We start from the raw sequence: 22,113 nt of genomic DNA, 5'->3' as shown, positions 1-22,113 counted from the left end.
ATAAAAAAGAAGCACAGATTTAATCTCTTTACCCTCCTTGAAACTTTTCACCTTATTTAAATGGATAATTTTTTTCGAAAGGCGGATCTTTTTTGAGGTTGGCACGTCTTTGATAATAGTTGTACGGGGTTTTGTGTTTCTCAAAATGCAAAAGGACTGTTTGACAAAAAGCAAACAGTCCCAATTCTTTATTATGCTGCTCTGGTCTGATTTATTGCAGCTGATGTTTCCCAACCAGTTCAAAGAATTGATTTACGTATCCAAAGTCTGTATAGAAGAACAGCAGCAGGTCACCCGGCTTTGAAAGCTCCCATGCCCTCTTAAAGGCGTCCAGCTCATTAAGAACGACAAGGGCCTGTTGTTTGCTCAGGTGACGCTCCATGGCGGTAGCCTGGATGAGATTGGCCATTTCATACTGCTTTCTGTCGCGCAGATCATCATCTTCCTTTATAACCAAAAGATCACTTTGCTCGGCTGCGACATAGGCCATGTTCTTGATGTCTTCGTTTTTTCTGTCACCAGGCCCAGCCAGGACGGTAATCACCCTTTTACTTGGAAATTCTTTTACAGTATCATAGATGGCCTCCATGCCAGAAACATTATGGGCATAATCAACAATGATCGTCCGTTCTTTCATTTCCCTTTTATTGAACCTTCCTTTTGAAAGGTCAACATTGGGAGTGAATAAAAGGGCTTTTTCTTTTAATTCATTCAATGAAACTCCTTGGGTATGGGCTGCGGCCATCGCTTGAAGCAGATTGGAAATATTGTGCTTGGCGAATCCCCCGATCGTTATCGGTATTTCTTTACAGGGCAGGATTTTCCTCAGAATTCCTTTTGAAGCATAGACGATCCAGCCCTTATCATCAACAAACCAGGCCCTTTTCATATCATTTATTGCCCCGCTGATGTAAGGATTATCCTGACAAACCGACGTATATATCACTTGTGCGTCCGTGTGCTCAGCCATTTTGGCCACATTCTCATCATCCGCATTTAAGATGCAATAACCGTCATCTATCACAACTTCGGGAATCAACCGCTTCAATTTGACTAAATGTTCAAACGTTTGGATGCCATCAATGCCGAGATGATCTTCCGAGACATTCGTGACAATTCCGACTTCACAATGTCGAAAGGCAAGACCTTCCCGAAGGATGCCGCCCCTTGCCGTTTCGAGCACAGCAAAATCGACAGCGGGATTGCTTAAGATTTTCCTCGCACTGATGGGGCCGCTGCAATCTCCGGCGTCAATGCTTATGTTGTTAATGTAAACTCCGTCAGAATTCGTCATTCCAACGGTCACGCCTTCTTTCGAAAGAAAAAAACTTACGAGCCTCGCAGTAGTCGTCTTACCGTTTGTCCCCGTCACGGAAATAATCGGAATGGCTGATTCCTTCCGGCTTTTAAAGAGATAATTGACAATCGCTTTTCCGACATCATGCTTTTTACCTTCACTTGGATAATGATGCATTCTGATGCCAGGAGCTGCATTAATTTCGATAATCGCCATCGTATTTTTATTAAACGGCTCTGAAATATCTTTACAGATGAAATCAATCCCGGCAATATCAAGACCAATCGCTTTGACCGCTGTAATCGCAATTTCCTTGATCGATGGATGTACTTGATCAGTGACGTCAATCGCTTTTCCGCCGGTCGACAAATTGGCATTCCCGACAACCTGAATGATCTTACCCTTGTCAGGCACAGAGTTAAGGGTTAAATCCAGCTTTTCCAAATAACAGGTTACGGTATGATTATATGGAATTTTTGACATCGGTTTCTCATGTCCGTTTCCTCTAAGCGGGTTCTCATTTTCTTCTTTAATCAAGTCCAGGATTGTGTCCTTTCCATTTCCGATTACAAACGGCGGAACCCGTAGACTCGCGGCAATAAAGACATTGTTCACTACCATCAGTCGGTAATCATTGCCTTCAAAATGCCGCTCAAGTATATATTTATCCACATGTTTTTCAAGACAATTTACAACATTGAAAAGCTCGGCTTTATTTTTTATATTGGTAATGACTCCCTGCCCTTGCCTTCCGTTCAGTGGCTTAATAACAAGCGGAAACCCGATTTTGTCTGCCGCTTTAAAGATTTCCGTCATGGACGATACTACTTCTCCATGCGGAACCGGGAGGCCGCAGCTCTTTAAGATTTCTTTCGTCATTTGCTTATCACATGAATTTTCTACAGCAATATTCGATGTTTGGCTGCTGATCGTGGCTTGTACAAATTTTTGTTTCGATCCTGTTCCCAAACGGAGCAGGCTGTCATCCCCAATTCTCTCTACCGGTATTTTCGCCTGAATCGCGGCGTTATAGATGGATTCGGTGCTCGGTCCCAGTTTATTTTTATAAAAAAGATCTGCTACTTGATCAATGTAGGCTGTAGCATCGATATTTTTTTCTCCCGCTAAAATGCGCCCGGCAATTTCCATGGCTGCCTTGAAGGAATGAAACCCTGATTTAGGTTCTTTGAAGTTGAAAGTGACATAATATATGCCAAGCTTTTCGCCGGTTATGGTCTTCCCGCGTTTGACATCTATACCAGCTGCTATTTGGAGCTCGATTGCCATATGCTCCAATATGTGTCCCATCCATGTTCCGCGAGTCAAGCGCTGGATAAATCCGCCTTCAACCCCCGGCGAACAGGTATGCTTTTTCAAACCCGGCAATGTTTTTACAAGGGTTTCGTTAAAACCAGGTATTGTATCTGATGGCTGTAGCTCCAAATCCTCTATATCCACTTCTATAAACATCGTCGGTTTATATGAAAAGTAGTTAGGACCTTTCAAATACCTTACAAGGTTGATTTTCATTCTTATATCCCCTTTTTGAGAATTAATTTTCGTTTGATGAGATCAAAACTATAGCCTTCAGTAAGTGTGTGTAATTGAAATCCGGAAATTGTCAGCTCCTCGCTGCCATTTTCGGATGTTTTAATGTTAATGTAATTGCTGCTCTTTCCGTCTATAACGAGAACCTGATGTTCGCCAAATACTTCAAATTTGTTATCACTGATTAAAATGGCTGTATTTTCATCGATGCCGATTCCAATGATTTCTTTGTTTTCCGCGATGGCGCTCAATAATCGGTCAAACCTTCCCCGCTGGGAGAAGTGCTGGTCAATAAGCATATGATCCATAAATCCAAACCCAATGCCTAATTCAACTTTTAGTTTGTCATCATTCAGCAATGTGTCAGCTGCTACGATCATTTGTTTAGCCATAATCGATGCACCCGCACTCGTCCCTGCCAGAACCATGCCTTTTTTCCATTGCGTCATTAAGGTTTCATGCAATTTCGTACCGCCAATAAGTTCGGAAAGCCTGCTCTGATCGCCGCCTGTAATAAAGATAGCGGAAAGTGAGTCAACAAGTCCCGTGATGGACGGATCTTCAGCACGTTCTCTTGAATCTACATCAATCACTTCAATCCGTTCTACACCAAGCTGTTTAAATGTTTGGATGTAATCAGAACTAACGTCTTCAGGAATCTTCGATGCTGTCGGAAGAATGCCAATGCCTCGGTTTTGTCTCCCTGCCAACTCGACAAATTTGCTCAAAACCTCTCCGCCATGGAATTTTTCTTCTGCTCCGCCAATAATCAATAATTCACCAGGACTCATGAATGCTCTCACCTTTACTATTGATAGTATAAAACTCTCCAACAAAACAGGATCTCAGTTAACGTTTCTCTGAGGTCTCTGTTGAAAATGCATACTTTGTATTATGTATAAATCGCTAATGAAACATTCATATTTTTCATCTGACAATTTCTTATATAAAAAACACCCGCCGGATTTTTTCTCAGCGGGTGCCTCTTTATTCCTTTTCAATCTTTTTTTGGAGAATGGAATCTAATATAAAATTGCCAAATGGAATGAATGCGACGGCAACCGCTCCAATGACCCACTTCCAAAACCAACGGACTTTAAAAGCTGTATATGCGATAACCAATATATACACGATGAAAAACAGACCATGCAAGGAACCGACAATTCTTACGGCAATCGGCATATCCATAAAATACTTTAAAGGCATAGCAATCGCCAGCAATAAAAGTAGCGATCCTCCTTCGATGAATCCCATAAAACGAAACAGCCTGATTGGTGATTGTAACATATGTATCCTCCATTTTTTACGCAATAAGTTAATTATAACCTGATTTTATAAAAGTTACTTATTTTTTCTGGATTAGCATCACGTTTTTTATAGCTCCGTTAGGGTAAAACAGACTATAGATGATTAAAGGAGGAAACAAGCATGGCAGAGAACAACAAACGAAATGAGAACGATTCTGTGGAACAGGATAAAAAGAAAGACCAGAACCAAGATATCAGTGCCCAAAGAGATCCTGATAAAAATGATCCTCCCCAAAAATAGCGACTTAGAAGCCTGCTCGAATTTGAGCAGGCTTTTACCATCATTATTTTATGAGCGGGGATTCTAAATAATGATGCAACAAATTGGCGGTGTGCCCGAGTGAGCTGGCATGTGTCCGTTCAAAGGCGTGGGAAGCATCGATGCCCGGACCGATTAAGCCGTGGGCTACATCATGACCCGCCCGAATTGCAGCAGATGCGTCCGAGTTGTAATATGGGTAGATATCCACACGGTAGTCCACTTTGTTTTCCTTTGCCAGGGAGATTAAATGCTGCCGCAATTTATAGTGGTAAGGTCCCGAGGAATCCTTGGCACAAATGGAGACGCTATATTCGTCTGTCGATTGTCCCTCACCGATCGCCCCCATATCGATCGCGATATACTCAACCGTTTTAGCGGGGATATTGGAGTTTCCTCCATACCCGATCTCTTCATTATTGGAAATCAGAAAATGAGTAGTATAGCTCAATCGAATCGTGCCTTTCTGAACAAGTTCAATGAGGTGAAGCAAAATTCCGACACTCGCTTTATCGTCAAGATGTCTTGATTTCAAGAACCCACTTGCTGTTTCCTCCACTCTTGGTTCGAAGGAAACAAAATCACCTACAGAAATCCCCAATGCTTCCGTTTCAGTTTTTGTCTTTACTGGCTCGTCTATCCTTACTTCGATAGTAGTCTCATCACGCTTGGCATCCCCCGCGTTTTTATATACGTGCACGGACGTCTGATTGATTAGGATCGTACCGGTGTATACGTTTCCGTCTGCTGTGTGGATTTTACAATACTCCCCTTCAACTGAATTCCAACGAAAGCCTCCGATCATTGTCAAACGAAGCCGACCGTTGCTTTTGATTTCCTTCACCATTGAACCTAGTGTGTCTACATGGGCCGTAAGCAATCTGTGCCTACTGTCGTCATCCCCTACTAACGAAGCAATCAACGCACCCTTATTGGTGATCTGATAAGAAATCCCTCTTTCATCCATAAACGAGGCCACATATGAAATCGCCTCTTCTGTATAACCCGAAGGACTCGGTATTGAAACTAAATCTTTTATGTATGTAACGATTTCTTTTTCGTTGATAATTGTCAAAATGATTCCTCCTTCTTTTTTTCTGATTATAATGTTTTTATATGTATTTTAGAAAGAAAACCCGCCGATCGGCAGGTTTTCTTATATTAAAACAAATTTAGATATCGCTCGCAAATTTGGATTATCGCTTGCAAATTCAGATAACCGCTCGTAAATTCAGATAACCGCTCGTAAATCCGGATAACCGCTCGTAAATTCAGATAACCGCTCGTAAATCCGGATAACCGCTCGTAAATTTAGAGAACCGCTCGTAAATCCGGATAACCGCTCGTAAATTCAGATAACCGCTCGTAAATTCGGATCTTCGCTCGTAAATTCAGATAACCGCTCGTAAATTCGGATCTTCGCTCGCAAATTCAGTTAACCGCTCGCAAATTACGTTTTGTTAATCAACTCCTTTATGAGCTCTAAAAATGCAATTCGCTTTTCATCCTGATAGGCCACTGCATCATTTACAATTTCCTGCTCCAAAGGATTTAGATTGCGGTGAAGTGCATCTGTAAGAATGATTTCCATTTCTCTTAGTGTCTGTTCCGGATTCCTTATTTCCATATCCTCACCCCTCATTCCTGTTTCTACCTATTTATCCTAATAACGGACCTGTAAAACTATTCTTTTCCGACGATATAATTGGAGGTGGGTCTTTCGTAAAATTTATAATAAGTGAAACTTAATTGAATCCACATCCGTAGAAAATGTAAATAGAACATTGGGGGAATTTTCATGTATACTCAAACGGCAGATAGTCATATGCCTTCTGTGCTAAGAATTTTTGCACTTTCTTTGGCAGTTTCAGTACTTGGGATGGCAATCGGGGTGTATGTCCCGCCCGCTTTATTTCTGCCACTGGCCATTCTTGAGCTGGTCATGCTCGTTGCTGCTTTCTTTTTAAGAAGAAAAAAGGCAATTGGCTACACCTTTCTTTACACCTTTACCTTTATTTCAGGAATCACCACATATCCTATCGTAGCTTACTATGCCGCGGCAGCGGGCGCTGATGTAGTGTTGCTGGCCGGGGTGACGACGACTGTAGTTTTCGGAGGTTTGGCGCTTTATGCAACGAAAACCAAGCGTGACTTAACCTTCCTCGGTGGTATGCTGATGGCTGCGTTGCTTGCGTTGATCGTGATTTCTATTTTCAACATCTTTTCACCGCTCGGCTCGACTGCGATGCTGGTATATTCCTTTATCGGGATTCTCGTTTTCAGCGGATATGTTTTATATGATTTTAACCGAATGAAACAATATGGAGTGAGTGCTGAAGAGGTGCCGTTAATGGCATTGAATCTTTATCTTGATTTTATCAATCTGTTCGTGAATATCCTTCGATTTTTCGGAATTTTATCAAGCGATGACTAATAAAAAGGTGTCCATACAAAAAAATGCAGGACACCTTTTGTTAGCAGAAAAGGATAAAATTTCCTTTCTGCATAAGTGCAACTACGTCTCTGCCTTACGGCTCGTAAATCGACGAGTTTTCTTTATTTACCATGGAAGATCTGATCCGAATGTGCTTGCGATTAATGCCGTTTCTTTTCTTCTTTTTTTGCGCATCTCGGCTCTTTGCTTTCCTGTTTCATAGAGATTCTTTTCCAGTTCGGTTTGCGGGTTTAGCTTTGGAACAGGTGTTGGTTTACCATTTACATCAATCGCCACGAATGTTAAAAAAGATATCGCACAAATGTTGCGCTCCCCTGTCAATAAATCCTCAGCGATCACTTTCACCATGACCTCCATGGAGGATCGTCCAGTAAATGTGACAAACCCCTCGAGGCAAACTGAGTTTCCTTCATAAATCGGATGCAGGAAATCGATGGAATCCATTGAGGCAGTTACTGAATTTGTTCTCGAGTGACGCATGGCGGAAATGGCAGCTACATCATCAATATAAGCCATCAATTTACCTCCGAACATCGTCCCTAAATTATTCGTATCAGGCGGAAGGACAATGCTCGTCTTAATGACCAGCGAATCCCTGTTATGTTTTGTTTCTTCCATCGATACTGAACTCCTTCATCTTTAAATTCTTTACTCTTTTCCTTAATAACATAACCGAAGCTTGTAACTGTTACAAGCTGCCTACTCACTCCCGGGAGGCCTATGTCCCCGCTGCAGTTCCCTAAGACTTAAGCCGAAATCCATTTGAAAATGAGGATAATCTTTGAATTGTCCCATAAAATCTCCTCCCCATTCGAAGCCTTCTTCCTTCGCGATGGCTACTACTTCATCCCAGTCTGGTTTACCATTTGCGTTGCCATCATACTCCATATCCCAAATCGCTTCCCCTTTTTTGTTAAGTAAGGCAAAGTCGATGGCGAGTCCAAAATTATGAAGCGATTCACCGCCTTTAGCATTCGTCACGATGTTCCCCGGCTGTGACCTTCCCTGTTCGTATAATTCATCCTGTTCCTCACTCAACCTGAAGCCGGCAGTGATGAGAATGGGAATGCCTGTCTCACTGGTCCTTCTAACAAGAATGTCCCTTTTTTCTGCCACTACCGGATGAAGGCTGTCAGGCAACTCAACTTCTTCAAGGTCGGGAGGGAAAAGATAATAGTAAACCAACCATACTGGCAACAGTATAATCAGTGAAATGAAAAATATAATTCTGATAAATTTACCGAGCACTATATACTCCTTCCGTTCTGTCAATTCTAAGATTGCAAACATATTTATTCCTTTTATTATTTCACAAGTACAAAGGGAAGTCAGGGAAAAATAATTCCAAGTAATTCTGGATGAGGGGATCTACCTGAAAAAATCCACCTAGATAATCAGGTGGACTAAGGCAGGTATCTAGGTTAAATCAGTCAATTTTTCCTTTAATTCTTCAATTTGGCCGAGATGCCTTTTTTCATGAAAGCCTACAAATGGAATCCATTGTTTTAAGTTTAATGGACCAAATATGGGATGAGGAAAGGATTTTTGCTCCAAGTCTTGCGGGGAAATACCTTCAGTAACTTGAATCAGTGTTTTTCTAGATTCAATCAATTTTTTCTTTATTTCTTCGAGGATGATAAAGTTGTCTGAAGGAATTACAAATGAAGGCGCCTCGACTTTTGTTGTTCTGTTAACCGATAAATGGATAGGCTTTGATGGAGCAGGCTCGCTTTGATCATTTGCCAGCTCTTTAGAAATGCCCATTGCGATAACCGTTTCCATTAAATAAAGATGCTCCAAAACCTGCATGATCGTCCAGCTACCCGCTTCTACTTTTTCATTTAACTGCTGGTCTGATAAACCGTCTACACTTTTTAATAGTTCCTCGCGGATTGACATATTTTCCTGCATACTCTTTCCCCCTTCTTAGGTCCTCACGTAAAGTGCTTCCCCAAAATTATATCTGTTTCTTTATTCAGAATACAATAATATCAAATTTCGCTCTTTAAATTGTCTAGCATTTGTTCAGGGGTGAAAAATTCACATGGCAACCTTTTAAAGTGTTTCTCATTCCATGTGATGATTGGAATTTCTTTTGAAGAGTTGCCTAAATATGCATCTATAAAATCAATATTTTTTTCAGCATAATCATTTAATGCTTTTAATACAAAAGAATCTTCTAATTCAATGAAAGGCAAACTAAAAATCTTTGATAATCCGTCTCTGATTTGAAATCGATTAAATTCATACACGCCGCTTAGTACCCAACAGCATTCAGCAGCAACCAGAGTTGGAACTATTAATTTGATATTTTGTTTAGCGACTGATTGGAATAACTGCTTTGCTTTGATAGCCACTTCTTCTGGAGCACCCGTAGCAACTCTCAATAGAACGTTAGCATCCAGCCTCATCCGATTACTCAATTTCTTTGTCTCCCTTAATGCTTTGTCTGTATTTAGCAGAAACATTTTCATGCGCTATTTCTCTTTCTATGTCAAAAGTTAATGATTTATCTACTTTAAAAATTCCGAAAACGTCCTCAACAGTGGTTTGCTTTATTACTTTTATCCTTATCTCTTCTTCTTGATCATCAATTAAATATGCGAGCCGATCACCAGATCTTATATTTAGCTTTTCACGTACTTGTATGGGGATGGTGACTTGTCCTTTTTCAGTAACTTTACCCGATAATAGTTCATCCATTTCTTACTCACCTTTTTCTCATTACTTAGTATTCATCCTTACTTTATTATATAGCATTACTTAAAATAAATAAATCATTCCTATTCAAGTCACAAGATAACTCACTATTCCTTGCTCCTATCTAAAAATGCCCAGTTCTTCAGAACGGGCATTTTTATCATCTATTGAATTGATACCTATCCAAAATCCGTTCGGTAATTAACTTATACCCTCGTTCGTTTGGATGAAGCTGATCGCTAAAGTATGCTGTCTTCTCTTTATTTTTAAACAAATCATTGGTCGGGATAAACGTCACCCGCCCATCTTCTTTCACCGTGTCAATAATCAACCGATCCCATTCATCGATATGTTTTTCGATTTGCTCCTGGTTTTGATATGGATTATACAATCCGAGAACCAAAATGGGAGCGTCTTTGTTCTCTTTCTCAAGAATATGGAGAATTTCCTCCAGGTGTTTTTTATATTCTGGTTTTGCTTTCTTGATTTTTTTCTCGTTTATTTGTGTTAAATCTCCGCCATTGCTATTAATTAAGTCATTAGTTCCGATAAACACGATAAAGTAATCGGCATCATCCAATTTACTTTTGATCCGGACATCGTCCAACTGTTTTAAAACGCCATCCGTTTCCTGCCCCACAATCCCGTAATTCCAGATTCTGAATGTATCATCGCTTCCGGGATCATTTAACTCACTCTCTAAACCGTCTACATATCCTTCTCCATTTTTATCGCCATATCCGTATGTCAGCGAATCGCCAAATGCCATGATGATAGGATCATCACTCTTGCTTTTGGAATAAACAGAGAACCAAACCGTTGAAGTGATAATAAATGCAATTAATACAATCGATAGTTTTTTCACGTATAACTCCTTCTGCAGGTGTCTGCGATGGTCTTTCTCCATACTAATACCCGGTACAGACTGATCTGTAACCAACACTATCAAAAAATCAGGGATAGATGTATGATATTCTTACCGATTAAAGAAGAACTGTGAGGCGTCTAAATATGAAGGGAAAATTCACGTTAAAAGAGGCAACCATTGAGGAATTGCCAAAGATTATCGCTATTTATAATTCAACGATTTCGTCTAAGATGGTCACGGCCGATACCGAACCGGTCACAGTAGAAGAACGGGTAGCATGGTTCCATGAACATAACGGAAAAACCCGCCCTCTTTATGTCATATTATCCGGGAGCGAGATATGCGGCTGGATCAGTTTTCAATCCTTTTACGGAAGGCCTGCCTACCAAGCGACAGCAGAAATTAGTATTTATATAGATGAGCAATTCAGGGGGATGGGCGTCGGCCGATGGGCACTGGATCAAGCTATCAAGCTGAGCCCGAGACTGGGGATAAAAACGGTCCTCGGATTTATTTTTGGGCACAACTTACCGAGCCTCAAACTATTTTCCGGATTCGGATTTGAAGAATATGCCCATCTTCCAAAAGTAGCAGAGCTTGATGGCATAGAAAGAGACTTGATTATACTTGGAAAACGAATATAGCGGATCCGAGAACTCAGTTAGTGGGATAATGATCTTAAAAGGAATAGCTCCTAGGTTAGTTGCTAAATATCAACAATAAAAAAAGCTGTCCCATTGCAAATCGGGACAGCTTTTCGATCATCTATATAAGTTGAATTAATGATTTAATTTTGGCTCATTCATGTGAAACCAGAGTTTCACATGCCTTTCAGCAAAGCTGAAAGGTTGCTCCAACAGGATAGGCCGAGAGAAAGCTCGCTTTCTCCCCGGCCTATCCTGTTGGAGCTTAAATGAGCCAAAAATTTATTAATGCGTAATCTTTAGTTCAACTTATATAGCATTATTTTTTTATTGAAAGGATGAGGGATTGTTTGGTGTTCATAAGTCTGTCCAACTCTTGGCTGGCTTTAATTGTATCCGGGCTTGTATAACCTAAAACATTAGCAAGTTTCATCATTTCCTGTCGTTTTTCCTCTATTGAATGATTATGCTTGGACTCAGTATATAACATTCTTAGGTACCCTCTCTTTTATTTGAAATTTAATATGAAAATTACCGCATTGATGTAAAAAATTCCGGTGTCTGAGTTCAAAATCACTCTCTTTAAATTGCCACTCGGATTATTTACTATACTATAAATTATCCACCTATTCAAAAAAATCCTACTTTTGGAAGTTGGGAAAATCTGAAAAAGGTTCTATAATAGAAAAAAAGAGGAGGCGGGGGAATATGAAAATTGGTTCTCTGATTAAATATTACCGAACAAAAGCCCACTTGACCCAAAGTGAATTGGCCCAGGGTATTTGTTCAGTCCCTCATTTAAGCAAGATAGAAAATAACGGGAAAGAAGCAAATGAAGAAACGATTTCATTGATTCTCAGAAAACTTGGCATAAATATCGTTGATATTGAGATGAAAAAAAATGAAATTAAAATTCTGTTAGATGAATTCATCGAACATATAAACTTCTATCAGAAGGATAAAGCGAAGCTGACATTTGAAAAACTGAATAAATCCAGCGAGCTTATTACATTTACCTCATTTATCTACCTTTTTGAACTCTATAAATTCAGATATTATCTCCTACTCAACCTATTAGAACTTGCAGAAGAGCAAAGAAAATGGCTGAGTAAACAAAAAATGAACTTTTCCCAACATGAAACATACATATTTAATTCCTACTTTGCCATATATTTAATTTTAAAAAGGAGGTACCCTGAAGCCGATGAGCTTCTCATTCAATTAGTTCATAATCAAAATCACGATATGTATGTCAGCTCTGAAGTCTATTATCATCTGGCAATGGTAAAGGGGAATATCGAGCAACCCGGCCATGCTGTTCTCTATGGAAAAAAGGCTCTTCAGCTTTATTCAAGTCAATACAACTTCAAGAGAATGCTTCATACCTTAATGGTCCTTGGCATTAATTATACCCATTCTGAAATCTATCCGGAGGCACTGGATTGCTTTAAGCATCTGGAACGAAATACAGAACTCCTTGGAGATTCATCTCTCATACCCCAGGTCTATCATAATATTGGATTTTTAAAGCGAAAAATGGACCTTATGGAGGAAGCCGTCGAATTTTTCAGAAAATCCTTGGATTTACAAGATCATAAAAATCCCCATTACCTTGTCACCCTTTATTCACTGGCAGAAACCTATTACTCGTTGGGACGTATTGAGCAATCAGTTGAGGCATTTAACGAAACCCTGGCGATATCTAAAGAGACCATTAACCCTAGATACCGCTTATTGGCTTCCTTTTATCTACTTCTGTTGAATAATGAGGAACCAGAAGCGTACCGCTATCTCGAAGAAAAAGTGCTCCCTTTCCTTAAATCAACAGGTGGACACAGGCATGACCTTCAAGCCTTCTCCAGGATCCTCGCAAAATATTTACAGGATTCAGGACAGTTTGAAGCTGCAATAGATTACTTTTCGTAAAGGAGGAAAGAAAATGAAAAAGCTGATTCTTGCACTTGCACTGACTGCCTGCAGTTTCGCTTTCATTGGGACAGTCGGAACGACAACAGACTTTGCAGCAAAGAAAACAACAATTTATCAACATCCAATAGACCCGCCACTATAACCAATAAAAAATCCATATGAAGGATTGTGCGGCCTATAATAGGCCGCTTTTTTTATGATTCATGTTACTTATGAGTGCGATAAGGTACAAAGGTACTTGTTGAAATTCTTGTCGAATGCGCTGAATTAGTTTAAGCTTTTCATAAGGGAGTGAACTTTTTGGAAAAGAATGAATCTAATAAAGAGTTTCAGGAACTTATGGAAAAAGAAAATATGTATCGTCAAATCATTGAATATTCGGTAGAAACAATCGTTATACACGCACATCACCAAATCTTATATATTAATCAGTCTGGAGCAAATTTTTTAAGAGCCACTAAGGAAGATATCATTGGTGCCCAAGTGCTCGATGTTTTTCAAGAGAATGATAGACCCGCAATTAAAGAGCGAATTCAAAAGGCCATGGGTGAAAATGTACCTGGCGAACTTATCGAACATGTCATATCAAGATTAGATGGCTCACTTGTTGATGTCGAACTATATTGTCATCCTGTTATATATGGTGATAAAAAGGCTATCCAATCTGTTTTTAGAGATATTACAAAACGTAAAGAAGCAGAGAGAAATCACAAAAGACTATTAAGGGAGATTAATGAAGTATCAGCCTCTATCGTACCTGTATTGGACGGAATTTCCGTTCTTCCTCTGATTGGCTCGATTGATACGGACAGAGCAAACCAGCTCATGGAAGACATCCCCTTAAAAATCCAACAGCAAGCTGTTGAATGTTTGATTATAGACTTTTCAGGCATATATAACTTCGATGAAGTGGTAACCGATTACCTGCTTAAAATCAATGCTGTTATGCAAATGCTTGGTGTCCGTTCGATAATAACCGGAATAAGACCCGAATTAGCCCAGGCAGCGACTGAGCTAGGACTCAATTTATTTTCCATGAAAACAATGGCTACTGTACAACAGGCTTTGCATTATTTAGGGGTTAAAAAATAAATTCATTTTAGCCTAATATGCTGTAAAAGATCGTTTTATCTGGATAGAATTTTTTATTTTATTCGGCCATCCTTCCATGTACCATGGAATCTTCAGAGTCTATTTCACGCACCGGTTCAAAACCCGCTCATATTCCGCTTCCAATACCTTTAATGAGGCATCATACAGATGCCTTTCACCTGTTGTTTTATAGATCCCTTGGGAAATTAATTGCTCAATCAGTTCTGTTTTTCGTTGCTCGATTCTAGGTAGTAATTCTGCCATTTGTAACACTCCGTTCTGTAAGAATACGTTTCATTTTTCCACCAAGGTCATATACCTTTTCAAATAGGCGTTGAAACATTAAAGTAAAAAAGCCCCTTCTGGATAAGAAGAGGCTAAACATGACCGTCCGGCTCTTCTTATCTTTCAAGCGCCTGCTTGATGGAAGTGGCACAGTGCTCGCATGCGGGTTTGTTGCCGAGGTTTCATAGGGCCAAGTCCTCCGCCTCTCTGGATAAAGAAAGTTGATATATGAAGTTGTGGAAAGTTTGTACCACTCATTTACGGATGAAAATATAGCTCCGTTATATTATCTCCATAATAATTAAATATTATTGCTTTCTTAGTTTAATATGTTAAGATGGCATTAATTACATATTTTTGTAACACTGGGGGAGCCTCGAATGGGGCTGAGATTGAGCAATTGTTCTAGACCCTTTGAACCTGAACCGGGTGATGCCGGCGTAGGAAAGTGGCCAATCGATGGATAACACCCCGCTTTCCTTTGTTCAGAAAGCGGGGTTTTTTTATATTAATTTAATAGTTTAGCTGCTGGGGGAGCCGTTTGGCTGAGAAATCGATGATTAAACCCTTTGCACCTGATCTGGTTTATACCAGCGTAGGGAAGCAGGCTGAGACGAGGGCATATCCCCTTCTGACTCAAGGCCGCTTCCAAAAATGGAGGCGGCTTTTTTTATAAAACCATTTTCTAATAGGAGGCAATTAAGATGCAATCATCAAAAACGAAGCATTTTTCAGAAAGGTTATTCGAATCAGCGCAGCCGATTTGGGATAAAAACCATCTTCACCCGTTTGTACAAGGAATCGGAGATGGTTCGCTTCCCGAAGATATTTTTGCCTTTTATATGAAGCAGGATTATGTGTATTTAGTTGATTATTCGCGACTTTTTGCTATTGGGGCTGCAAAGGCTGACACTTTGGACACGATGGCGAAATTCTCACACATTCTTCATGAAACGATGCATTTTGAGATGGACCTACATCGCCAATATGCCGCAGAGTTCGGAATCTCGAGCGAGGAACTGGAGCGAACGCAACCAACACCGATCAACATCGCTTACACAGGCTATATGCTAAATGCGGCTTACAGCGGAACACTCGCCGATCTCGTTGCCTGCTTGCTTCCATGCGCCTGGGATTACCGCGAAATTGGCGTCCTTCTTAAAAAGAAAAACGGAGACGGGCTTGATTCAAACCGTTATAAGAGGTGGATCGATACGTATGCTTCTGATGAATTTGCATCCACCTCCCAATGGCTGATCGAGCTGATGGATCGTCTCACAGATGGCCTTCCTGAGGCTGAACTGGCCAGGCTCGAAAAACATTTTCTAACCACTTCCCGCTTCGAATATTTATTTTGGGAGAACATGTACCGACTGGAAAACTGGCCCGTTTAATCACTTAAAAGGAGATGAGCTCTTTGAACAATATTAGAAAGCTTTCAATCACCGCGATGATAACAGCATTAACCGCATTGACGAGTTCGTTTGTGTTTATTCCTGTTGGACCCGCCAAGATCTTTCCAATTCAGCATTTAGCCAATGTGCTGACAGCCGTTATGCTCGGACCGGCTTATGCTCTGGCCCAGGCCTTTACCGTTTCCCTGTTGCGGAATATGACGGGAACCGGCTCAATTTTTGCTTTTCCCGGCAGCATGATCGGTGCCCTTCTTGCTGCTTATCTTTATAAAAAAACAAGAAACATCACGTTTGCCGCGTTGGGGGAAGTTGTGGGCACAGGCCTTCTCGGGGCACTTGCCTGTTACCCGCTTGCTATTCTTTTCTTAGGCGAAAAGGTGGCACTATTTGGATTCCTGCCTGCTTTTATGCTCAGTTCCGTTACCGGCGCAGCCATTGCCTTTATTTTATTAAAGATATTTTTGAAGAATAGTTATTTGGAGGGGAAAATCTATGAAAACAGCATTAACAATCGCAGGCTCTGATTCAGGAGGCGGTGCCGGAATTCAAGCGGATCTGAAAACATTCTCTGCCCACGGTGTATTCGGAATGTCAGTCATTACTTCCGTTACAGCCCAGAATACTATGGAAGTCCGCTCCGTACAGCACATCGATATAAAAATCATTCGTGATCAAATGGAAGCCGTTTTGGACGACATCGGCGCTGACACAATCAAGATTGGCATGCTGGGATCAGCGGAAATCACAAAGGCGGTGGCGGAGGTGCTCACAATTTATAAGCCTAAGCACATTATCCTTGATCCTGTCATGATTTCCAAAAGCGGTCACCATCTCCTAGAAGCGGATGCTGTGTCAGAGCTTAAGAATAAACTGCTCCCGCTCGCATCCCTGGTCACGCCAAATCTTCCGGAAGCGGAAGAACTAACAGGCCGCAAAATCGAAACCAAACAGGATATCTACAGCGCTTCGGAAGCAATCCATCAATTAGGTGTGCAGGCTGTTTTAATCAAAGGCGGACATTTTACGGGAAACTCAGATGATCTTTTTTATGACGGAGAAACTTTTACCTGGCTTAAAGGTGAACGAATCCAGACGTCCAATACACACGGAACCGGCTGTACCCTTTCTGCGGCAATCGCCGCCAATCTCGCAAAAGGACTGACTTTGCCTGATGCAATCAAAACCGCAAAAGTATATGTTACAGGGGCGATACAAAACAGTTTTTCAATCGGAAAAGGCCATGGCCCGTTAAACCATTTCTACAAAGACCTTGAAAAAGTCAACCACTGAAGAAAGGAGAAAACGATGAAAGAAATTATCACTCCATTATTCGCAAAAGTTCGCAGACAAAACCCGCTTGTTCACCAAATAACCAATCATGTAACCATGAACGATTGTGCCAATGTCACCCTTGCTATCGGAGGCTCACCAGTCATGGCATCAAGCCCCGAGGAAGCCGAGGATATGGTGAGGCTGGCTAATGCATTAGTCATCAATTTTGGAACAATCGATAATGAAACCTTTGAAGCGATGCTCTTGGCCGGAAAGGCAGCAAATAAAAATAAAACCCCGGTTATTTTTGATCCGGTCGGCGTTGGCGCAACACAATACAGGACAAAGCTGGCAAATCAATTTATCAAAGAAGTAAAACTGAGCATTGTCAGAGGCAACGCAAGTGAAATTTATAGTTTAATAGGCGGAAATGTCCATACGCGCGGAGTCGATTCAGGTAACGTTGCAATGGCTAATTCCGGTCTGGCAGGATCCGCGGCAAAAAAACTTCAATGTGTCTGTGTTGTCAGTGGAGAACAGGATGCTGTGAGTGATGGGGAAAGGACGGTTTTAGTAGATAACGGCGACTCTTTACTTACGAAAATCACCGGCAGCGGCTGCATGAGCACAGCAATCATTGGTTCGATTGCCGGCGTAACGGAGGATTTTTTTTCTGCTGCGGTTGCCGGGATTTCCACCATGAGCATTTCAGGCGAGATGACAGCAACTAGATTGAATGACAATGAGGGCACCGGTACGTTTCGGATCAAGCTGATTGATTGCATTTCTCTCATGACGGGAGAAACATGGGAAAAAGAGGTGAAGCTAAGTGAGCCGCTCCCAGCCCATTGATTGGAGTCTCTATCTCGTTACGGAAGAATCCGTCCCCATTGAGAGCTTAATGAACATTGTGGAAAAAGCGGTTCTTGGCGGGGTAACGGTTGTCCAACTCAGGGAAAAGGCATCTGATGGCAATGTATTCTATGAAAAAGCAGCTCGGTTAAAAGGAATGCTTGACCACCATTCCGTTCCGCTTATCATTAATGACCGAGTGGATATTGCTCTAGCAGTTGGAGCTGCAGGAGTTCATGTCGGTCAGAAAGACCTGCCACTTACGGCGGTGAAAAAAATCGTTCCTGAAGAAATGGCTATTGGCGTTTCTGTTCAGAGTGTAGAGCAGGCTTTAGATGCTGCATATAATGGGGCTGATTGCATCGGAGTCGGAGCTGTCTTTCCTACCTCGACAAAAAAAGATGCAAATCTTCTTCAAAAAGGCATGTTAGAGAAAATCTGCGGGGCGGTCGATATTCCGGCTGTGGCAATAGGAGGAATCACGCTTAAGAATATTTCCACCATTTCAAACAGCGGCATTGCCGGAATTGCCGTTGTATCAGAGATTATGAGAGCTAAAGATCCAAGAAAGGCTGCTGAACAATTGAGATTATGGAAGTAAAAGGTTATCCTCCTGAGGATTAACTCTGTCATGGATTGAAAACTTCTTGAATGTTTATGCTCGATGATCCGGATATGTGCTCGATAATCTGGATTTCTGCTCAATGATCTGAATTTCTGCTCGATGATCCGGATTTCTGCTCGATGATCCGGATTTCTGCTCGATAGTTTGGATTTCTGCTCTATGATCTGGATTTGTGCTCGATAATTCGGATTTCTGCTCGATAATCTGGATTTCTGCTCGATGATCTAGATTTCTGCTCGATAATTCGGATTTCTGCTCGATGATCTGGATTTGTGCTCGATAATTCGGATTTCTGCTCGATGATCGGAATTTCTGCTCGATGATCTGGATTTCTGCTCGATGATCTGGATTTGTGCTCGATAATTCGGTTTTCTGCTCAATAATCTGAATTTCTGCTCGATAATCCGGATTTATGCTCTATGATCTGGATTTGTGCTCGATGATCTGGATTTCTGCTCGATGATACGGAATTGTGCTCGATAATCTGGATTTCTGCTCAATAATCCGGATTTCTGCTCTATATAAGTAAAACAGGCAGTCACTACCGGGACTGCCTGTCTCAATTAATCCGCAAGCTCAGTATTCTTCGTCTCTTTACCGAAGAACCACACGACAAGCGCTCCAATTAAAACGGAAATCGTAAAAATTGTAAAGATGTTTGTAATCGATGACTTTTGCGTCACCATATAGCCAACCAACAGCGGCCCAAGCACTCCACCTACACGACCTATAGCAGCGGCCATGCCAGCTCCCGAGCCTCGTATGGAAGTCGGATATTGTTCCGGGGTGTACGCATATAACGCACCCCATGCGCCAAGATTAAAGAAAGAAAGGAACATACCGGAAATAATTAACCAAGACAATTCTTCAGCATTTCCAAAGAAATAGGCACTCACCGCTGTACCAATCAAATATGTAACCAGGACAAACTTTCTGCCCATTTTTTCAATAAACCATGCGGCTGTAAAATAGCCCGGCAGCTGAGCAAGGGTCATGATCAGTACATATTGAAAACTCTTAATCATGCTAAACCCCTTCATTGTCATCACGCTTGGGAGCCACAAAAACATGCCGTAATAAGAAAAAACAACGCAAAACCAGAGGATCCACAGCGTGATCGTTTGCCGCCGGTACTTCTTCGCCCACACACTTTTGATATTTTGCCATATCGTCGGTTTCTTTTGTTTTTGCTGTGAAAGATATTTTGGCGAATCGGGCAAGTTAAGTCTCAGATAAAGGGCATAGAAAGCGGGCAGCGCGCTTAGTACTAAAGCGATCCTCCAACCAAACTCCGGAATAACAAAATAAGAGATTAAAGCAGCAATTAACCAGCCTCCTGCCCAAAAGCTTTCTAATAGAACAACCACTCTGCCCCGTTTTTCAGCCGGGACACTTTCCGATACGAGTGTTGAAGCGACTGGTAGTTCGCCACCGAGCCCCATCCCTATTATAAACCGCAGAATCAAAAATAGAACAAGTGAGCTTACAAGTGCAGAAACACCGCTGCCAATGGAAAATAACAAGAGTGTAATCATGAAAACTGATTTCCTGCCAATGCGGTCGGCGAGTATTCCAAACACAAACGCTCCAACGGCCATTCCAATTGAGTTAACACTCCCTATCCATCCTATCTCATGGGGTGAGAGATTCCATTCCTGTGCCAGGGCAACGACAATAAACGAAAGCATGCCGACATCCATGGCATCGAACATCCAGCCCATGCCTGCAATGCCAAGCAATTTACGTTCTGAAACTGATTTATTTTTCTTTCCCATAACATCCTCCTAAATCAAACCTCAATAAAGGTAATCAATTCTTTCCTATTTTACCTATTATTTCTGCTTTCTACTATAAAAACATTCAAACTTGTCGTTTCTTTACAAATTCTGTCGGCTTTTATTTATTGAAAATTTGAACTATTCGCGATATGATAGTTTAGGTGGTTGAAAGCGTTTCCAAAAAGGTAGTTTTGCATCTTGGTTTGCACAATACCATTACCAAAATTCAAGGAGGGTATTCATGACAAATCTTACATTGGAAATCAACAAAAAATTGCAGCAGTTTTTACAAGGGCCAAAAAAGCTCTATATTAATGGGGAGTTTATCGAAAGTGCCTCAGGAAAAACCTTTTCTACTCCTAATCCAGCTACAGGTGAAACGTTGGCCGAAGTGTACGAAGCCGATCAAGCTGATATCGAATTAGCCGCAAAAGCAGCACGGCGGGCTTTTGATGAGGGTCCGTGGTCAAAAATGAGCGCTGCCGAGAGAAGCCGGCTTATGTATAAACTCGCCGACTTAATGGAGAAGCATAAAGAAGAGTTGGCACAGTTAGAAACGTTAGACAACGGGAAACCGATTGGCGAAACAACGAATGCCGATATCCCTTTGGCGATTGAACATATGAGATATTATGCCGGCTGGTCTACAAAAATTGTGGGACAAACGATTCCGGTTAACGGTAATTATTTTAATTATACAAGACACGAAGCTGTCGGGGTTGTTGGACAGATCATTCCTTGGAATTTCCCGTTGCTGATGGCGATGTGGAAGCTCGGTGCAGCGCTTGCTACCGGTTGTACCGTTGTATTGAAGCCTGCGGAGCAAACACCGATGTCTGCTCTTTATTTGGCAGAATTAATAGAAGAAGCCGGATTTCCTGCAGGTGTCATCAACATCGTTCCAGGATTCGGCGAAACGGCCGGAGAAGCGCTGATTAACAATCCTTTAGTTGATAAAATTGCCTTCACTGGTTCCACTGCCGTCGGTAAGCATATCATGAAGACTGCAGCCAACTCATTAAAGCGAGTTACCCTTGAGCTAGGCGGAAAATCACCAAACATCATCCTGCCTGATGCCGATTTCTCGAAGGCTATTCCAGGTGCTTTGAACGGCGTAATGTTTAATCAGGGCCAGGTCTGTTGTGCGGGTTCACGCGTATTCATTCAAAAGAAACATTATGATAATGTAGTGGCCGATATGGTATCTCATGCAAAAGATATCAAACAAGGTGCCGGACTCAATCCTGAAACACAAATCGGTCCCTTGGTATCCCAAGAACAGCAAAACAGAGTTCTCGGCTATATTGAAAAAGGCTTGGACGAGGGTGCTGAAATGCTGGTCGGCGGTGGAAAGCCACAGGATGATGGGTATTTTGTATCGCCTACCATCTTTGCCGCGGTCAAGGATGAAATGGCGATCGCCCGTGAAGAAATTTTCGGTCCGGTTATCGCGGCCATGCCTTTTGAGGATCTTGACGAGGTCATTAAACGTGCAAACGAGAATGAATACGGCCTTGCTGCTGGCCTATGGACGCGCGATTTATCCAATGCCCATTATGTTGCAAGCAAGCTTCGTGCCGGCACGGTTTGGGTAAACTGCTATAATGCCTTTGACGCAGCCTCTCCATTCGGCGGTTATAAATCTTCAGGTATGGGACGTGAAATGGGCTCCTACGCTCTGAACAACTATACCGAAGTGAAAAGCGTATGGGTAAATCTTGATAAGTAAAATCAAATCGAAAAGCCGTTTCCCTTTCTCGGGGATACGGCTTTTTTATTGGCAATCA

26 protein-coding genes and 3 riboswitches are annotated in these 22,113 nt (G+C 41.5%); of the genes, 12 read left to right on the top strand and 14 right to left on the bottom strand.

Annotation, left to right across the window (positions count from 1 at the left end):
• Positions 1-211 precede the first annotated feature (211 nt).
• The 3 genes from cphA to LQ216_RS10195 form a co-directional block, all read right to left on the bottom strand.
• Positions 212-2,827, bottom strand: a complete 2,616-nt coding sequence (cphA, locus tag LQ216_RS10205) for a cyanophycin synthetase (protein WP_230129203.1) — start codon at positions 2,825-2,827, stop codon at positions 212-214.
• Positions 2,828-2,829: 2 nt separating this feature from the next.
• Positions 2,830-3,636, bottom strand: a complete 807-nt coding sequence (locus LQ216_RS10200) for a cyanophycinase (RefSeq protein WP_230129202.1) — start codon at positions 3,634-3,636, stop codon at positions 2,830-2,832.
• 196 nt (positions 3,637-3,832) lie between these two features.
• Positions 3,833-4,132: a DUF3817 domain-containing protein gene (locus LQ216_RS10195; protein WP_230129201.1), complete on the bottom strand. Its 300-nt coding sequence runs from the start codon at positions 4,130-4,132 to the stop codon at positions 3,833-3,835.
• A gap of 141 nt (positions 4,133-4,273) precedes the next feature.
• On the opposite strand from LQ216_RS10195, the gene LQ216_RS10190 reads away from it, so the two are divergent.
• Positions 4,274-4,393: a 3-methyladenine DNA glycosylase gene (locus tag LQ216_RS10190; RefSeq protein WP_230129200.1), complete on the top strand. Its 120-nt coding sequence runs from the start codon at positions 4,274-4,276 to the stop codon at positions 4,391-4,393.
• 43 nt (positions 4,394-4,436) lie between these two features.
• Here LQ216_RS10190 and LQ216_RS10185 read toward each other — a convergent pair whose 3' ends face one another.
• On the bottom strand, positions 4,437-5,480 hold the full coding sequence (locus LQ216_RS10185) for a M42 family metallopeptidase (RefSeq protein WP_230129352.1): 1,044 nt from the start codon (positions 5,478-5,480) through the stop codon (positions 4,437-4,439).
• Positions 5,481-5,861: 381 nt separating this feature from the next.
• Complete coding sequence (locus tag LQ216_RS10180; RefSeq protein WP_230129199.1) at positions 5,862-6,038, bottom strand: hypothetical protein; 177 nt, start codon at positions 6,036-6,038, stop codon at positions 5,862-5,864.
• Positions 6,039-6,209: 171 nt separating this feature from the next.
• Between LQ216_RS10180 and LQ216_RS10175 the strand changes: the two genes are divergently transcribed.
• Positions 6,210-6,845 (top strand): Bax inhibitor-1/YccA family protein, encoded by a 636-nt coding sequence (locus tag LQ216_RS10175; protein WP_230129198.1) that lies wholly within the window; start codon positions 6,210-6,212, stop codon positions 6,843-6,845.
• Positions 6,846-6,971: 126 nt separating this feature from the next.
• Here LQ216_RS10175 and LQ216_RS10170 read toward each other — a convergent pair whose 3' ends face one another.
• The 6 genes from LQ216_RS10170 to LQ216_RS10145 form a co-directional block, all read right to left on the bottom strand.
• On the bottom strand, positions 6,972-7,484 hold the full coding sequence (locus tag LQ216_RS10170) for an acyl-CoA thioesterase (RefSeq protein WP_230129197.1): 513 nt from the start codon (positions 7,482-7,484) through the stop codon (positions 6,972-6,974).
• Positions 7,485-7,565: 81 nt separating this feature from the next.
• Positions 7,566-8,156, bottom strand: a complete 591-nt coding sequence (locus LQ216_RS10165) for a M15 family metallopeptidase (RefSeq protein WP_230129196.1) — start codon at positions 8,154-8,156, stop codon at positions 7,566-7,568.
• 126 nt (positions 8,157-8,282) lie between these two features.
• Positions 8,283-8,777 carry a DinB family protein gene (locus LQ216_RS10160; RefSeq protein WP_230129195.1) on the bottom strand — a complete coding sequence of 165 codons (495 nt, stop codon included), beginning with the start codon at positions 8,775-8,777 and terminating at the stop codon, positions 8,283-8,285.
• Between the two features lie 80 nt (positions 8,778-8,857).
• Positions 8,858-9,289, bottom strand: a complete 432-nt coding sequence (locus LQ216_RS10155) for a PIN domain-containing protein (protein WP_230129194.1) — start codon at positions 9,287-9,289, stop codon at positions 8,858-8,860.
• Positions 9,282-9,569: an AbrB/MazE/SpoVT family DNA-binding domain-containing protein gene (locus LQ216_RS10150; protein ID WP_230129193.1), complete on the bottom strand. Its 288-nt coding sequence runs from the start codon at positions 9,567-9,569 to the stop codon at positions 9,282-9,284. The genes LQ216_RS10155 and LQ216_RS10150 overlap by 8 nt, the downstream gene beginning before the upstream one ends.
• A gap of 157 nt (positions 9,570-9,726) precedes the next feature.
• Entirely contained in the window at positions 9,727-10,431 is a 705-nt protein-coding gene (locus LQ216_RS10145) for a GDSL-type esterase/lipase family protein (protein WP_230129192.1), read from the bottom strand.
• Between the two features lie 146 nt (positions 10,432-10,577).
• Between LQ216_RS10145 and LQ216_RS10140 the strand changes: the two genes are divergently transcribed.
• Positions 10,578-11,078 carry a GNAT family N-acetyltransferase gene (locus LQ216_RS10140; protein ID WP_230129191.1) on the top strand — a complete coding sequence of 167 codons (501 nt, stop codon included), beginning with the start codon at positions 10,578-10,580 and terminating at the stop codon, positions 11,076-11,078.
• A 319-nt stretch (positions 11,079-11,397) separates the two neighbouring features.
• On the opposite strand, the gene LQ216_RS10135 is transcribed toward LQ216_RS10140, so the two are convergent.
• Positions 11,398-11,568, bottom strand: coding sequence for an aspartyl-phosphate phosphatase Spo0E family protein (locus LQ216_RS10135; protein WP_290369260.1), 171 nt, complete (start codon positions 11,566-11,568; stop codon positions 11,398-11,400).
• 218 nt (positions 11,569-11,786) lie between these two features.
• Between LQ216_RS10135 and LQ216_RS10130 the strand changes: the two genes are divergently transcribed.
• The 3 genes from LQ216_RS10130 (at position 11,787) to LQ216_RS10125 (ending at position 14,099) form a co-directional block, all read left to right on the top strand.
• Entirely contained in the window at positions 11,787-13,004 is a 1,218-nt protein-coding gene (locus tag LQ216_RS10130; RefSeq protein WP_230129190.1) for a helix-turn-helix transcriptional regulator, read from the top strand.
• A gap of 13 nt (positions 13,005-13,017) precedes the next feature.
• Entirely contained in the window at positions 13,018-13,149 is a 132-nt protein-coding gene (locus LQ216_RS20360; protein ID WP_290369259.1) for a hypothetical protein, read from the top strand.
• Positions 13,150-13,307: 158 nt separating this feature from the next.
• A complete protein-coding gene (locus tag LQ216_RS10125) occupies positions 13,308-14,099 on the top strand; it encodes a PAS domain S-box protein (RefSeq protein ID WP_230129189.1) in 792 nt (263 codons plus the stop codon).
• A 99-nt stretch (positions 14,100-14,198) separates the two neighbouring features.
• On the opposite strand, the gene LQ216_RS10120 is transcribed toward LQ216_RS10125, so the two are convergent.
• A complete protein-coding gene (locus LQ216_RS10120; RefSeq protein WP_230129188.1) occupies positions 14,199-14,363 on the bottom strand; it encodes a Fur-regulated basic protein FbpA in 165 nt (54 codons plus the stop codon).
• A gap of 134 nt (positions 14,364-14,497) precedes the next feature.
• Positions 14,498-14,602, bottom strand: a riboswitch (SAM riboswitch).
• A 139-nt stretch (positions 14,603-14,741) separates the two neighbouring features.
• A riboswitch (TPP riboswitch) is annotated at positions 14,742-14,848 on the top strand.
• A gap of 56 nt (positions 14,849-14,904) precedes the next feature.
• A riboswitch (TPP riboswitch) is annotated at positions 14,905-15,003 on the top strand.
• Positions 15,004-15,088: 85 nt separating this feature from the next.
• Between LQ216_RS10120 and tenA the strand changes: the two genes are divergently transcribed.
• The 5 genes from tenA to thiE are packed head-to-tail and all read left to right on the top strand — an operon-like array spanning position 15,089 to position 18,524.
• Positions 15,089-15,778 (top strand): thiaminase II, encoded by a 690-nt coding sequence (gene tenA / locus LQ216_RS10115; RefSeq protein ID WP_230129187.1) that lies wholly within the window; start codon positions 15,089-15,091, stop codon positions 15,776-15,778.
• A 23-nt stretch (positions 15,779-15,801) separates the two neighbouring features.
• The gene (gene thiW / locus LQ216_RS10110; RefSeq protein WP_230129186.1) at positions 15,802-16,323 is read left to right on the top strand and encodes an energy coupling factor transporter S component ThiW; all 522 of its coding nucleotides are present in this window, start codon (positions 15,802-15,804) and stop codon (positions 16,321-16,323) included.
• Positions 16,292-17,089, top strand: a complete 798-nt coding sequence (gene thiD / locus LQ216_RS10105; protein ID WP_230129185.1) for a bifunctional hydroxymethylpyrimidine kinase/phosphomethylpyrimidine kinase — start codon at positions 16,292-16,294, stop codon at positions 17,087-17,089. Before thiW ends, thiD begins: the two co-directional genes overlap by 32 nt.
• Positions 17,090-17,104: 15 nt before the next feature.
• Positions 17,105-17,923, top strand: a complete 819-nt coding sequence (thiM, locus tag LQ216_RS10100) for a hydroxyethylthiazole kinase (RefSeq protein WP_230129184.1) — start codon at positions 17,105-17,107, stop codon at positions 17,921-17,923.
• Positions 17,901-18,524, top strand: coding sequence for a thiamine phosphate synthase (gene thiE, locus LQ216_RS10095; protein WP_230129183.1), 624 nt, complete (start codon positions 17,901-17,903; stop codon positions 18,522-18,524). The genes thiM and thiE overlap by 23 nt, the downstream gene beginning before the upstream one ends.
• 587 nt (positions 18,525-19,111) lie before the next feature.
• Here the strand turns inward: thiE and LQ216_RS10090 are convergent.
• The gene (locus LQ216_RS10090; protein WP_230129182.1) at positions 19,112-20,323 is read right to left on the bottom strand and encodes an MFS transporter; all 1,212 of its coding nucleotides are present in this window, start codon (positions 20,321-20,323) and stop codon (positions 19,112-19,114) included.
• A 244-nt stretch (positions 20,324-20,567) separates the two neighbouring features.
• Between LQ216_RS10090 and LQ216_RS10085 the strand changes: the two genes are divergently transcribed.
• Positions 20,568-22,055 carry an aldehyde dehydrogenase family protein gene (locus LQ216_RS10085; RefSeq protein WP_230129181.1) on the top strand — a complete coding sequence of 496 codons (1,488 nt, stop codon included), beginning with the start codon at positions 20,568-20,570 and terminating at the stop codon, positions 22,053-22,055.
• Positions 22,056-22,113: the final 58 nt, after the last annotated feature.

The organism is Bacillus sp. CECT 9360 (assembly GCF_918741275.1).
Lineage (GTDB): Bacteria > Bacillota > Bacilli > Bacillales > DSM-1321 > Peribacillus.
Note: the sequence above shows the minus strand (reverse complement) of the source record. Positions and strands in the feature narration are given on the sequence as shown.